The sequence below is a fragment of the Microbacterium sp. DWRC1-3 genome, assembly GCF_049896645.1.
GTDB lineage: Bacteria > Actinomycetota > Actinomycetes > Actinomycetales > Microbacteriaceae > Microbacterium > Microbacterium maritypicum.
Genome location: NZ_JAFCUS010000001.1, coordinates 525,150 through 538,336, shown reverse-complemented (window position 1 = coordinate 538,336; position 13,187 = coordinate 525,150). Strand labels below are relative to the sequence as shown.

The following is a 13,187-nucleotide window of genomic DNA, read 5'->3' as shown; positions in this document are numbered from 1 at the left end:
CATGAGCGACGTCGCGACGAGCGAGGGACTCGGCTGGGCCACAGCCCGCGGAATGGGCGCTCTGGCCGAGAAGATGGGCATGGAGTTCGTCGAATTCAGCGTCGACCGCTGCGTCGCGACGATGCCGGTCGAGGGCAACACGCAGCCTGTCGGACTCATGCACGGCGGCGCCTACGTGGTCCTCGGGGAATCCCTCGGATCGATGGCGGCCAATCTGCACGCCGGTGCCGGACGGCTCGCCGTCGGCGTCGACATCAACGCGACGCACACGCGTTCGGCGACGTCGGGCGTCGTCACCGGCGTCTGCACCCCTGTCCACCTGGGACGCAGCATCACCGTGCACGAGATCGTGGTGACCGACGATCAGGGGCGACGTTGCTCCACGATCCGCATCACCAACATGATCAAGGACCTTCCCGCCGAGCGCTGAGCGGTTCCTCCAGCAGTCGCTGGAAGAGCAGGTGGTCCTGCCACTCCCCCGCGATGCGGAGGTACTTCGGCGCCATCCCGATGCGCTCGAAGCCGTTTCCTCGCAGCACGCTCTGGGAGCCGAGGTTGTGCACCAGTGTGGCCGCCTGCAGCCGATGAAGTCCCAGTTCCGTGCGCGAGTACTCGATGATCTGCGCGACGGCGCGGTGCGCGAGCCCGCGACGCAGCCGCGAGACGTCGACCCAGTAGCCGAGATCGGCGCTCCAGAACGCACCACGGACGATGTTGTTGATGTTCATCCGTCCGCGGATCTCACCGTCGTCGGACGCGATCACGAAGCGGACGCTGCGACCTGCGGACGCATCGTCGACGCACTGCTGCGCGTGCTGCTCCTGCGAGGCGACGGTGAAGAACGCCTCCGTGCGTGAGGGCTCCCACGGTGCGAGGTGCTCGCGGTTCGCCAGATACGCCCGCGAGAGCGCGGCGCCATCTCCGAGGCGCACGGGCCGCAGGATGTGCTCGGTATCGAGCCGGATGACCCCGGCGCTCACCCTTACTTCTTGGGCGCGAGCTGCTCGATGATCGCCTTGGCGACGTCCTGCATCGTCAGACGGCGATCCATGGAGGCCTTCTGGATCCAGCGGAACGCCTCGGGCTCGCTCAGACCCATCTTCTCGTTGAGCAGACCCTTGGCCCGATCGACGAGCTTGCGGGTCTCGAAGCGCTCGACCATGTCGGCGACCTCGGCCTCGAGCGTGATGATCTGCTCGTGCCGGGCCAGCGCGATCTCGATCGCCGGCAGGAGGTCGTTCGGAGTGAACGGCTTCACGACGTACGCGAGAGCACCGGCCTCGCTGGCACGCTCGACGAGCTCCTTCTGGCTGAAAGCCGTGAGGAGCACGACGGGGGCGATGTTGCCCTTGTGCAGCTTCTCGGCGGCGCTGATGCCGTCGAGCTGAGGCATCTTGACATCCATGATGACGAGGTCGGGGCGCAGCTCGGTCGCCAGAGCGACCGCGGTCTCTCCATCACCGGCCTCACCGACGACATCGAAGCCGTTGTCGCGGAGGATCTCGACGATGTCGAGACGGATCAGCGACTCATCTTCGGCGACGACCACGCGTCGGGGTGCGGATGACGTGGGCTGCTCAGCCTGCTCTTCTTGCTCTGTCACAGAACCATCCTAGTGGAGTGCCCCTGTCTGCAGGCCGTAACCACTCGGCGCGGAGGATCACTCCCCCTCCCCTGCGCTAAAGTCATAGACGCGACACACGAGCCGGCGTGGCGGAATGGCAGACGCGGAGCACTCAAAATGCTTTGTCCGAAAGGGCGTGTGGGTTCGAGTCCCACCGCCGGCACCCTTGCAGCGCAGATCACCTCAGACGACGGCGCGCCCCTGAAACGAGGATGAGCGCGGCACCGATCGTCATCATCATCGCTGCGCTGATGAGCAGGGGCGGCAGGCCGCTCGTGTCGCCACCCGTTCCCGCCAGACCACCATGCGGGGGTGCGCCCGGATCCGACGGACCCGGAGCGGGAGGAGGGCTGGGCGCCGGAGTCGGGATGGTGAGCGCGGCAGAGGTCGCCGTGGCCGGACTGTAGCAGTCCGCCGTACCGGAGACCGCCACGCTGATGTCTCGACCGACGTCGGCGGCGACCAGGGTGTAGGTGCTCGAGGTCGCTCCGTCGATCGGCTGGCCGTCGCGGAGCCACAGGTAGTCGATCTCTGTCGGCACGGGGACCCATGGGGCAACGTCGACGGTGAGCTCGCTCCCCTCGCTCGGTGTCCCGCTGATGATGGGGGCTGACGTGGCGAAAGTCTTCAGACTCACACGGATCGTGTAGTCGGCGGTGTCCCGAGTGGTGGTGTCGGGTGTCGGTGTCACACCGTTGAATGCCTGGATCGTGAAGCCGAAGTCGCCGTCGATGGTCGGGACGCCCGCGATCTCGCCCGTATCGCCGTTGAGCGTGATTCCCGGGGGCAGCACGCCGCTGATGACCTGGTAGAAGCTCGGTGGCGGTGTACCCGTGGCGGTGACGACGTCGCTGAAGGCTTCGCAGCTGAGCGCCGTGAACGCCGTGCCGACGATGTCCGGGGAGCGCAGCGGCTGAAGCGCCGTGATCCCGGGAGTCGACTCGCCGGTGACGGGGTTGTATGCGTATCCGCTGACGAAGATCGTCCCCCCGTCGGTCGCAGCTGTGATTCCGATCGGCGATATCTGAGACGGGGCGAAGGCGGTCGGGGGGATGGTGTCGAGCACCGCACCGCTCGTGTCCGAGATGACGATCGTGCCGTCGTACTGCACGGTGAAGAGTCGGTCGTTCGGGCCGAGAGTGGTCTGCGCGGCATTCGGGAGTGCGGTGACGGCGAGGCCCCCGCCATCCGTTCCGACTCCGACGAGGACCGAGTTGCCGTCGGCGAGGCTGTACGCCGAGAAGTGAAGCCGACCGTCGGCGGCGAGGTTCAGGTTGAATGCGGCGTAGCTGATCTGCAGGCCCGGCAGCGGCGTCGCCGGTCGAGCCGTGCCGTCCGAGGAGTAGCTTGCGATCTCGTTCGGGGAGGCGCCCGCGTTGATGGTGTAGATCGTGCCGTCCTCGGCAAGGGCGAGTCCCGCGAGGCTGATGTCCTCGCTGCCGGTGAGCACGGCCGTGTTGAGGGTCACCCCCACCGGGTCGTACGTGGTGACCTGCCATAGCCCGGTCATGTTGTTTCGTTCCAGGACGTGCGGATTCTCCGCAGCATCCAATGCCAGACCTGTCGGCGAGGTGTCGGGGTTGTACCAGGAGGCAAGGCGCGATCCGGTGTCGCTGTCACGGATGATCGCTTGAGACGAACCCGAGGAGTAGTTCGCGATCCCGTAGATCTCACCCGCCGTCGTGGCGAGAATCGTCGAAGGAACCAGGAACCCGGTGGGCTCCGATTGGGTGGTGTTCCAGCTCCGGACCACGTGGTAGGAGCCGTCGTCCCCGAGCGGAGGCGGCACGGCGGCGTCGGCTGCTGCCGCCGTGGCGAACACGACGGCCACACCCAACACAAGCCCTGTCCATACTCGAAGTCTCACGTTCGTTCTCACGATGTCTTTGCTCTCCTTATCGGAAAAAGTCGGTCGCCCCGGTCGGTGGAGCGATGGTCTGCGGTGCGTCGCCGGCTCACAGGGACGCGGCGGTCCCGTCGTGCGTCGGGACGACATCGGCGGTGTGATACTGGAACACGAGGCGGGCCGGCACGGTCCCCGCCAGCACCTCGTCGACCGATGCGTTGACCTGGTCCAGCTCACGGGGCTCGGTGACGACCCGCGTCCGTCCGGCGGCGTGAAGGTCGAAGACCTCGGCCAGATCCTGCCTGGTCCCGACGATGGAGCCGATGATGCTGATCCCCTTGAGCACGGTGTCGAAGATCGGCACCGTGAGCTCCCCACCGGCGGGGAGGGATACCAGCACGAGCCTGCCGCCGCGGTTCAGAGAGCGGAACGCCTGGTCGAAGACCGCGGGCGCGACCGCGAGGACGACGACGACGTCGGCACCACCGAGATCTCGGATCGCAGCGACCGGATCGGCGTCGGCGGCGTTCACGATGTGGTCTGCACCCAGCTCGGATGCCAGGTCGAGTTTCTCGTCGGTGATGTCCACCGCGATGACCTTGGCGCCCACCAGGCGGGCGTACTGCACCGCAAGGTGACCGAGCCCCCCGACACCGAAGATCGCGACCGTCTCGCCCGGCGTGACATGCGCGTTCTTGATCGCCGCGTAGGTCGTGACTCCGGCGCAGGTGAGCGGCGCGGCGTCGATCGCGGTGATGCCGTCCGGAACGGGAACGGCGAAGCGGGCGTCTGCCAGCATGTACTCGGCGTAGCCGCCGTCGACGGCGTAGCCGTTGTTGTACTGGCTCTCGCAGAGGTTCTCTCGACCATCGACGCAGTACCGGCATTCGCCGCATGCGTGGCCGAGCCAGGGCATCGCGACTCTCTGTCCGACCGTGCGGCTGGTCACGCCGTCACCGAGCTGTTCGACGATGCCCACGCCTTCGTGCCCCGGGATGAGCGGGAGCGGGGGCTTGACCGGCCAATCTCCGCGCATGGCGTGGATGTCGGTGTGGCACAGTCCGCATGTCTCCACCCGGACCAGGACCTGTCCCGGACCGGGCTGTGGGATCGGACGCTCTTCCACCTGCGCCGGTGCACCGAACTCTGTGACGACTGCTGCTCGCATCATTCCTCCTGGACGGGACTCGTGGATGCTTCAAGCCTGACGCCGCCGGACCTTCTTCCCCGGGTCGAAGGTCCCACCGTGCCGGGCGCTCACCGGACGAGCACGGTGACAGTGGAGGGACTCGAGAGGACCTCTTGGCTGGTCGAACCGAGGAGGAATCGGGCGATCGCGCCACGGCCGTGAGAGCCGATGACCGTGAGACGCGCGTCCCGCGCAAGGCGGTTGATGACGGTTGCGGCATAGCCGCGCTCGACGACTCGATGCACCTCGAGCTCCGGATACAGGCGAGGGATCCCCTTCAGAGAATCCGTCAGCGCCTCCTCCGTCACCTTCTGCATGCCGGAGAGATAGTCCGCAGGATAGGCCGACATGTTGAGCGGCAACGGGACCGTGACCCAGGTGTTGACCACGGTGAGCGGATCGCCGGTGCGCGCGGCTTCTGCCGCGGCGAAATCGATGAGCTTCCCGGAAACCGCGGATCCGTCGACGCCCACGATCACGCCCCGCCGACCGGCGAGATCGATGTCGGGAACGACGACCACCGGGCAGTGGGCACCTGCCGCCACACGGATGCCGTGGTGGATGCTGCGCGCACCTGCATGATCCCCCCGGAAGTCGCTTCCGATCACGAGGAGATCGAACACCATCGATGCGCTGATCAGTTCCTCCACCGGGTTTCCTCGCGAGACCACGGTGTCCGCCTTCACCCCGTGCGCCCTGACCCGCTCCGCTTCGCGTTCGAGCAACGTCTGCGTCAGGCTGATGGCCTCGGCGACGACTGCCCCTTCGCCGACTGTTCCGATCGCGCCGCCCACCACAGAGAGGAGTTCCACCCTGCTGAGCCGTTCATTCGCGCGGCGCGCCGCCCACTCGACGGCTCGTCGGGAAGCAGGAGTATCGACGACTCCGACCAGGATGCTCTCTTGCATGAGTGGTTTCCTTTCAGGGGGCGAAACGTGCGCGGGGCCGGGGCTCGGGACTGATCGGTACTTCTTCTCCGTGGTCGGGAACGCGCGCCGGCCACCCCAGTTCGTGTTCGATCCGGAGCCGCAGCGCGTCGGCGGCGGCGGGTTCGCCGTGCGTGACGTAGACGGCACCGGGCGCGCGCGATGCGCCCCGCATCCAACGGAGCACGCCATCGGCATCGGCATGCGCGGACATCGAGTCGATCGCCACGACCTCGGCCTCCACGGCGATCTCTCTGCCGAATAGGCGCAGCGTGCGCGCGCCGGACAGGAGACGAGCTCCGCGTGTACCGCCGGCCTGGTACCCGGTGAGGACGATCGCATTGCGCTCGTCGGGGGCGTAGGCCTGAAGATGGTGGAGGATCCGCCCGCCTGCGAGCATTCCGCTGGCCGAGATGATGATCATCGGCCCTCCGCGCAGATTGAGCAGTTTCGAGTCGTCGACGCTGTGGATCGGCGTCGCGAGCCCATACAGCCGATCGACCTCTTCTCGGGACAGCCGATGTTCCTCAGGGTGGCGTCGATACACCTCGGCGACGCTGATCGCCATCGGGCTGTTGACGTAGATCGGCACGTCGGGGATCTCACCGCGGTCCCGCAGGCGGGACAGATGCAACAGCACCGTCTCGGTGCGTCCGACGGCGAAGGCGGGGATGAGCACCACACCGTTGCGACGCACCGTGCGCCGCACGATGTCCCCCAACGACGTTTCCGGGTCGACAGTGCTGTGTGCGCGATCTCCATACGTGGATTCGGTCACGAGGACGTCGGCGCCTTCGAAGGGGTGCGGCGGCCGCATGAGGGGGTCATCGGTTCGTCCGAGGTCACCGGTGAAGCACAGCCGACGACCGTCGACGTCGACATATGCGCTCATGGCGCCCAGGATGTGACCGGCCGGATGAAGCACGACGCCGGTCGCGCCGGATACAGATGTCTCCTCCCCTTCCGGCACGATGACGAACCGTTCCACGGCGCGCTCCGCATCCTGCGTCGTGTAGAGAGGTCGGGGATGCTCATGCCGAGACCACTTGTGCTTCGCCGCGTGCCGTGCTTCCTCCTCGAGCAGATGCGCACTGTCCATGAGCATGATCCGGGAGAGGGAAGCCGTGCCGGCACTCGCGTAGATGCGACCCCCGAACCCGTCTCTGACGAGTGCCGGGAGGTACCCGGAGTGATCCAGATGCGCGTGGGTGAGGACCACCGCGTCGATGGAATCCGGAGGGACCGGAAACGGTGCACGATTGCGCTCGCGGAGCACCTTGAATCCCTGGAACAGCCCGCAATCCACGAGGATCCGCGAGGAAGGGGCACTGACGAGATAGCGGGAGCCGGTCACCGTATCGGCGGCCCCGAGAAAGGTCAGGCTCGCGGCACTGCCCTTCGTCGCGGTCATGGTCGTGACCGGCTGCTCACTGCCGACGATCCCGAGAGCGCCTCGAGGGCGAGTGCGGCACCCCAGGCATGGGCGCGTTCGAGCTCGCCGGCGAGGAGCCGGCTGTCCTTGTCGACCAGGAAGCTCTCGGGGCGGACGAGCTCTCGCAGCCCCCGCTTCCGCAGCCGCGTGCTGATCGCCGTCGCCGCCGAGCCGGTGAAGATCCTCGGCATGTCGACACGGGTGTCGAAGGCGGCGAAGCCGGACACCGCGCGCGGGTCGGTCTCGATCCACTCCCGGATCCCGGTCGCTCGGCTTCCCTGCTCGAGCGCCAGGTGCTTCCCGAGGTCCTTGGCCCACATCTCGGCTTCGCGCCGGGAAGCGGGTCTGCTCAGCGAGTGGGCGTGAGTGGGCGCTCCGACCACGAGGACGCCGTGCTCATTCGGGGGAACCTCATCGCGCACGTCGACGAGGGCGGCGACGAGATGCTGCCGCACACCGTCGGTGATCGCCTCGGCCACGCGACGGGTGTTGCCGAAGAAGGACTCGAAGACGATGTCCGTGGACGGGGCGTCGGTATGCGCGTATCCACCCGTCACGATCGCGTTCCCTCATGCAGGAGAGCGGTGATGTCGATCGGCTGAGTGGGGGGAAGCTGCAGATCGGCGGGATCGATCACGAGTGGACGATGTGCGGCGAAGGTCGAGTCGGCCATGATGCTCCTCTGACGGTGGTGGGAGTGCCCCGACGAGACATGCTTCTCCCGTGCGGTGCCCCTGTCAGGGTCGAACGTCCCATGAACGTTCACGACGGATCGAAGCGTTCCCCCGTCGCTCGATCGGAGAAGTGCTCCGTGGCACCGTAGACGGCCGCCTGCGTGCGACGCTGCATGCCGAGCTTCGCGAGGAGACCAGAGACGTAGTTCTTGACCGTCTTCTCGGCGAGGCCGAGGCGCTCGCCGATCTGACGGTTCGTGAGTCCTTCCGCGATCAAGCGCAGAATCTGGCTCTCGCGCAGGGTCAACGGCGCCTCGGGGGCGGGAAGGGCCGTCGCGCGAGAAGCGAGCTCGGTCCGCACACGCGCTGTGACTGCCGGAGGCGTCAAGTCCTCACCGGCCGCCGCCCGGCGGATCGAGTCGATGAGAGAAGTGCCACGGATCGTCTTCAGGACATACCCCGACGCGCCGGCGATCACCGAGGCGGCGCTCGCCGCGTCGTCGTCGAAGGCCGTGAGCATGAGGCATCGAATCCCGGGGTGCGCCGATCGGATGCTCCGGCAGAGGTCCACGCCGCTGCCGTCCGGGAGCCGCACGTCGAGCACGACGACATCCGGCGAAGTCGCCTCCACCCGCCCGAGCGTGCCGCGCACAGTGCCGGATTCTCCGACCACCTCGAGTCCCGGCTCCGCGTCGAGGATCTGCGCGATTCCGCGACGGACGACACTGTGGTCATCCACCAGGAACACGCCGATCATCGGGAGCCCGTCGTCTCCGCCTCGAGCGGCGCCCGCCAGTGGACCCTCGTGCCGCCGAGGTCTCGGGCCGCGACCGTGCACGTGCCGCCGTGCGCTCGCGCGCGCATCTCCAGATTCGCCGTCCCGCTGACGCGCTCCGGGTTCTCGGGCATACCGATCCCGTCGTCGTCGACGACGACCGTGACATGGGATGCCGTGACGGCGACGATGACCTCCGACGTCGTGGCGCGCGCATGGCGGGCGACGTTGCTCAGCGACTCGCGCACCACGGCGACGATGTCGTCACCGAGCGCGCCGGTGACGAGGAGATCGACGGGACCGGAGAACGAGACGCGGGGAGCGCTGCGAAGACTCGGGGTGAACTCGCCCACCACGTCGAGGAGACGATGACGGACCGACTCGGGGTCCGTGGTCTGAAGAGCGAAGATGGCCGTGCGGAAGTCGGAGATGGCCGCGTCGATCTCTCCGGCGTGCGCGGAGATTGCTTCGGCTCGATCAGGCGTGGTCGCTGCCAGCGCCTGCAGGCCGAGCCCTGTCCCGAACAGCCGCTGTATGACGTTGTCGTGAAGGTCTCGTGCGATCCGGGCACGATCCTCGATCAGATCCAGCCGCTGACGGTCAGCACGCGCATGCGCGAGGGCGACGGCGATGCCCGCTTGCGCGGCGAACTCGGAGAGCACCGACAGATCCTCGGACGAGAAGTGCTTCTGCGTCGCGTCGCGGACCACGCATAGGGCTCCCGCGGGCGTGCCCGCGACGAGAAGGGGGACGGCGATGGTCGATCCTCCGGAGAGATGCCCTTCGAAGGAGGGCGACTCGGCAGGATCGGCGTTGGAGACGACGCTTGCGCCGCTCATCGCCCGGGCGATCAGGGAATCGCCATCGGGAACCTCCGTGCCCTCGAGCCGATCGGCACCGACTCCTCGGGCTGTCTCCACGTGGTAGCGCCCCTCCTCGGCTCCCGGCGCAACGATCAGGACCAGGTCGGCATCGATGACGGAGGCAACCTTCTCCGCCACCACGCCGAAGACGTTACCCGCGTCCGCCGAGAGCAACGCCGCGGAGATCTCAGCGAGGGCGTGGCTGAGGCGTTGAAGGCGCTGGGACTCCTCATAGCGACGCGCATTGTCTATCGCGATCGCGGCCGTGGTCGCGAGGGCGAGCACCAGCTCTTCGTCTTCGTCGGTGAACTCGCCGCCCGTGCGGTTGGTGAGATACAGATTCCCGTAAATCTCCCCGCGCACCCGGATCGGAACGCCGAGGAACGTGCGCATGACCGGATGGTGCGGGGGCAACCCCACCGATCGCGGATCGGCACCGAGGTCGATCAGGCGGATCGGATGCGCGCTCTCGATGACCGCCCCCAGCACACCATGCCCCTCCGGAAGATCACCGATCCGATCAGCGACGTCATCCGGCATCCCGACGTGGATGAACTGCTCCAGGCGCCCCTCGCGGTCGATCACACCGAGCGCGCCGTATTGCGCATCCACCAGAGTCACGGCGGCCTCGGCGATGTGGCGAAGAACCTGTTCGAGGTCGAGGTCCTCCACGACGATCTGGCTCGCACGGAGCAGGCTGCGCAGTCGGCCCTGGGCGCTGAGCACGTGCTGAGCTCGTTCTACCAGCTCGCCGATCGTGCTCTCCAGCTCGGATCGGCGCTGGTCGGGGAACCGAAGCTCTTCGTCGTCCATCACCCCCACTTTCCGCGGCAGTCATTGCCGACACTACTCTCGAAAGGCCTCTGCGGGACCTTCGACTCTTCAGACCCGACCTCCCTCATCGGACGATGGCATTCCACCGAGAGAGGAAGCGCACGAATGCCTGCACGATATGTCCTGGCGCTCAAGGGACGCGGTGGCGAGGAAACGGCGCATGCGTGGGCCGAGTCGCATGCTGCCGCGGCCGGCGTCCCGGTCGTCCGCGTGCATGTGTCGACCGGAGACGATGCGGATTTCGCGCACCCCGAACCGCACAGGACGACGGACGTCGTACTCCCGAGGGGGCCCGTGCCGGAGCAGCTCGCCCGCTTCCTCCAGGATGATGACGCCCTGGTGATCAGCACCGGCAAGACGGGGTTCATCCACAGCCGTGTCTTCGGCACCATGAGTCTGCGCATCGCAGCGGTGGCGCGCTGCGCCGTCGTGGTCGTGCCGCACCTCGATCTGCGCTTCCGCTCAGGGGTCGTCGCCGGAGTGAAGGCCGATGACCTGCTCGATCCCGTCGTCCGCGCGGCATCCGACGAGGCCGCACAGCGCGGGGAGCCGCTGCAAGTCGTGCATTCCTCGTTCTCCGGGATCGTTCCGGCGCCCGTGGAGACGTCGGCATCCGCGCTGGAGCAGGCGGCCGCTCTCGTCCAACGGCTGCACCCTCGGGCCACGCTGCGAACGCGCGAGACCGTGCGGCCGCCGGCGGAAGCGCTGTTGGACGCCACCCGGAATGCCGCACTCGTCGTCATCGGCGCAGGGCACGCGCATCGCAGCGAGCATTCCCTCGGACCTGTCGTCCAGGACGTCCTCGTCAACATCAACGCACCCGTCCTCATCGTGCCCGGCGATCGGGCCCACCACTCGGGATGAGCCGAGACCACACCGTGGGACGTTCGCCTCTGCGAGCCGCTCCCGCGGGGTGAATCCTGGACGGATGACAGACATCGTCGAGCCGCTCCCCATCGTCGTCGGCGTCGATGGCTCCGCCGCCTCCGTGGAGGCGTTGTCGTACGCGGCGCGCATCGCCGCTGCACTCGATGTCCCACTCGCGGCGGTGACCACCTGGACGTATCCGGTGATGCTCGATCCGTTCGATCCCGGCACCGAATGGTCTCCCAAGATGGATGCGCAGCGGTGCCTCCTCGATACCGTGCGTGCAGCGTTCCAGGGATCGCCTCCGGAGCATTTCTCGCAATCGGTCGTTCCCGGCCGCGCCGCAGAGGTGCTCATCGAACAGAGCGACCGGGCGTCGATGCTCGTCGTCGGCAGTCGTGGACATGGGGGATTCGCCGGGCTGCTCCTCGGCTCCGTCAGTGCGGCGTGCGCGGCCCACGCCCGCTGTCCGGTGCTCGTCGTCCACACACCGATGCCGCCCGCTGTCACATCCGAAGCCCCTCGGGCCTCCACTCCCCCTGGACGGCGCTGATCGTCACGGTAGCGAGAAGAGAGAGGAACCGCACTGCCCCTGGAGCGCGGCCCCTGTCCCTTTTTCTCGGAGCGGCCCTCCCGATGCGGGCGACTCCCCCCCTCTTTTTCCCAGAAGGCGAGGATACGACGCGAAGGCCGCCCCACGGTGGGTCTTTGGTCCCGTGACGAGTCCTGTTCCCGTCCGAGTCGCGAGCTGTACTGTGAGCTGCACGTCCGTACCCGCCTTGATGGCCGCCCCACCGCCCGACAACGAAGAGAGGGACGAATGCACCGAGTGTTCCTGGTCGACGATCACGAGATCGTGCGCCGCGGCATCGCCGGACTCCTCGACGCGCACCCCGATCTGACGGTGGTCGGGGAAGCATCGACCTGTAGCGAGGCGGTCATCCGGATCGCCGAGACGCTCCCGGACGTCGCCGTCCTGGACGTGCATCTCCCTGACGGCAGCGGTATCGATCTGTGCCGCCACATCCGCCAAGCCCATCCGAGCGTGCGATGCCTGATCCTGACCGCGTTCGACGATGACGACGCGCTCGTCGCCGCCGTCATGGGCGATGCCTCCGGCTACCTATTGAAGAGTCTGCACACCGACGAACTCGTGCGTGCCGTCTGCGCCGTGGCCGACGGAGAGTCGCTGCTGAATCCCTCGATGGTACGCCGCATCACCCATCGCGTGCGCGACGCCCGCACGGAGGACCCTCGTTACGGATCGCTCAACCTGCGCGAGAAGCAGACGCTCGCGCTGATCGCCGAAGGACTGACCAACGCTCAGATCGGTGACCGTCTCGGGCTCGCAGAGAAGACGGTGAAGAACTACGTCTCCTCCGTGCTCAGCAAGCTCGGGCTGGAGCGCCGGACACAGGCGGCCGTGCTCGAAACGGAGCGGACGGCTGGAATCGGCTCTCCCGGTGCGCCGTCGGCGCCACCTCGTCAATAAGGGCGGACGACGATGCGGTTGTCGACCTCGGTCACATGCGGAGAGGCCCAGGCCGCTTCCACGGCCTGGTTCTTCTCCGCCCATGATCGGACGGTGCCGGTGAGCATGACCGAGGTGCCCGAGACCGCGACCTCGATCGTGTGCGCGTCGACGAGCGCGTTGCGCCTGATCGCGCCGCGGATGCGTTCCTCTGCATCCGCCGCCGAGGGCCGGGCGGTGAGCGTGATCATGCTGTTCACGGTCCGCACACCTTTCAGATGCTGCACCGCGCGCTTCGCGGCGCGCCGCTCGTAGTCCCAGTCCACCTCCCCCATGAGGCTGACGTCGCCGCCCTCGATCACCGCCTTCACGCCGGGAGGGACGTCAGCGGCAGCGCGAAGAGCGTGCTCCACCTCCTCCGCGACGGCGGTGTCGGCCATGTGTTCGTCCGGCGACGACGGCAAGCCGAGGTGGTCGATGACGGCATTCACGCCGCGCACGCGCAGGGCGGCGTGTCGTGCCGCCAGGCGCTCGGTGTGGCTGTCGACTTCACCGGAGAGGGCCACTGTGCCGTCTTCGACCGCGACGCCGATCCCCGCGCTGTCGACATCGGGGGTCCACTCCAGTTCCTGCTGGACCGCTCGCTGGAGGTCTTCGTCATCGATGCGGGTGGTGGATGTCATGGT

General features: G+C 67.5%; 14 protein-coding genes and 1 tRNA gene. 5 read left to right on the top strand and 10 right to left on the bottom strand.

Going from position 1 to position 13,187, the window contains the following annotated elements; all coding sequences use genetic code 11:
- Window position 1: 1 nt before the first annotated feature.
- On the top strand, window positions 2-430 hold the full coding sequence (locus tag ACP699_RS02580) for a hotdog fold thioesterase (RefSeq protein ID WP_302792245.1): 429 nt from the start codon (window positions 2-4) through the stop codon (window positions 428-430).
- Here the strand turns inward: ACP699_RS02580 and ACP699_RS02575 are convergent.
- Together ACP699_RS02575 and ACP699_RS02570 are read right to left on the bottom strand one after the other, a co-directional pair.
- On the bottom strand, window positions 405-980 hold the full coding sequence (locus tag ACP699_RS02575) for a GNAT family N-acetyltransferase (protein ID WP_302792242.1): 576 nt from the start codon (window positions 978-980) through the stop codon (window positions 405-407). The two genes, ACP699_RS02580 and ACP699_RS02575, sit on opposite strands and share 26 nt — an antisense overlap.
- Window positions 981-982: 2 nt before the next feature.
- Window positions 983-1,603 carry an ANTAR domain-containing response regulator gene (locus ACP699_RS02570; protein ID WP_017830602.1) on the bottom strand — a complete coding sequence of 207 codons (621 nt, stop codon included), beginning with the start codon at window positions 1,601-1,603 and terminating at the stop codon, window positions 983-985.
- Between the two features lie 101 nt (window positions 1,604-1,704).
- Here ACP699_RS02570 and ACP699_RS02565 point away from each other — a divergent pair.
- Window positions 1,705-1,787, top strand: a tRNA-Leu gene (locus ACP699_RS02565).
- A 15-nt stretch (window positions 1,788-1,802) separates the two neighbouring features.
- Here ACP699_RS02565 and ACP699_RS02560 read toward each other — a convergent pair.
- The 7 genes from ACP699_RS02560 to ACP699_RS02530 form a co-directional block, all read right to left on the bottom strand.
- Window positions 1,803-3,491, bottom strand: a complete 1,689-nt coding sequence (locus ACP699_RS02560) for a hypothetical protein (RefSeq protein WP_302792237.1) — start codon at window positions 3,489-3,491, stop codon at window positions 1,803-1,805.
- Window positions 3,492-3,579: 88 nt separating this feature from the next.
- Window positions 3,580-4,638 (bottom strand): alcohol dehydrogenase AdhP, encoded by a 1,059-nt coding sequence (adhP, locus tag ACP699_RS02555; protein WP_302794631.1) that lies wholly within the window; start codon window positions 4,636-4,638, stop codon window positions 3,580-3,582.
- A gap of 89 nt (window positions 4,639-4,727) precedes the next feature.
- A complete protein-coding gene (locus ACP699_RS02550; protein ID WP_426168930.1) occupies window positions 4,728-5,567 on the bottom strand; it encodes a universal stress protein in 840 nt (279 codons plus the stop codon).
- Window positions 5,568-5,580: 13 nt separating this feature from the next.
- Window positions 5,581-6,996, bottom strand: a complete 1,416-nt coding sequence (locus ACP699_RS02545) for an MBL fold metallo-hydrolase (protein ID WP_426168927.1) — start codon at window positions 6,994-6,996, stop codon at window positions 5,581-5,583.
- Window positions 6,993-7,574, bottom strand: a complete 582-nt coding sequence (locus ACP699_RS02540) for a flavodoxin family protein (RefSeq protein WP_318278837.1) — start codon at window positions 7,572-7,574, stop codon at window positions 6,993-6,995. Before ACP699_RS02540 ends, ACP699_RS02545 begins: the two co-directional genes overlap by 4 nt.
- Window positions 7,575-7,779: 205 nt before the next feature.
- Entirely contained in the window at window positions 7,780-8,448 is a 669-nt protein-coding gene (locus ACP699_RS02535; RefSeq protein WP_151486367.1) for a response regulator, read from the bottom strand.
- Window positions 8,445-10,142 carry a GAF domain-containing protein gene (locus ACP699_RS02530; RefSeq protein ID WP_426168922.1) on the bottom strand — a complete coding sequence of 566 codons (1,698 nt, stop codon included), beginning with the start codon at window positions 10,140-10,142 and terminating at the stop codon, window positions 8,445-8,447. The genes ACP699_RS02535 and ACP699_RS02530 overlap by 4 nt, the downstream gene beginning before the upstream one ends.
- Window positions 10,143-10,268: 126 nt before the next feature.
- Here ACP699_RS02530 and ACP699_RS02525 point away from each other — a divergent pair, with 126 nt between their 5' ends.
- The 3 genes from ACP699_RS02525 to ACP699_RS02515 all read left to right on the top strand — a co-directional run bounded on the left by ACP699_RS02525 (window position 10,269) and on the right by ACP699_RS02515 (window position 12,522).
- On the top strand, window positions 10,269-11,027 hold the full coding sequence (locus ACP699_RS02525; protein WP_426168919.1) for a universal stress protein: 759 nt from the start codon (window positions 10,269-10,271) through the stop codon (window positions 11,025-11,027).
- Between the two features lie 64 nt (window positions 11,028-11,091).
- The gene (locus tag ACP699_RS02520; RefSeq protein WP_302792222.1) at window positions 11,092-11,583 is read left to right on the top strand and encodes a universal stress protein; all 492 of its coding nucleotides are present in this window, start codon (window positions 11,092-11,094) and stop codon (window positions 11,581-11,583) included.
- Window positions 11,584-11,850: 267 nt separating this feature from the next.
- Window positions 11,851-12,522, top strand: a complete 672-nt coding sequence (locus ACP699_RS02515; protein WP_288967612.1) for a response regulator — start codon at window positions 11,851-11,853, stop codon at window positions 12,520-12,522.
- On the opposite strand, the gene ACP699_RS02510 is transcribed toward ACP699_RS02515, so the two are convergent.
- Window positions 12,516-13,184, bottom strand: coding sequence for a BON domain-containing protein (locus ACP699_RS02510; RefSeq protein WP_302792219.1), 669 nt, complete (start codon window positions 13,182-13,184; stop codon window positions 12,516-12,518). The two genes, ACP699_RS02515 and ACP699_RS02510, sit on opposite strands and share 7 nt — an antisense overlap.
- Between the last annotated feature and the right edge of the window lie 3 nt (window positions 13,185-13,187).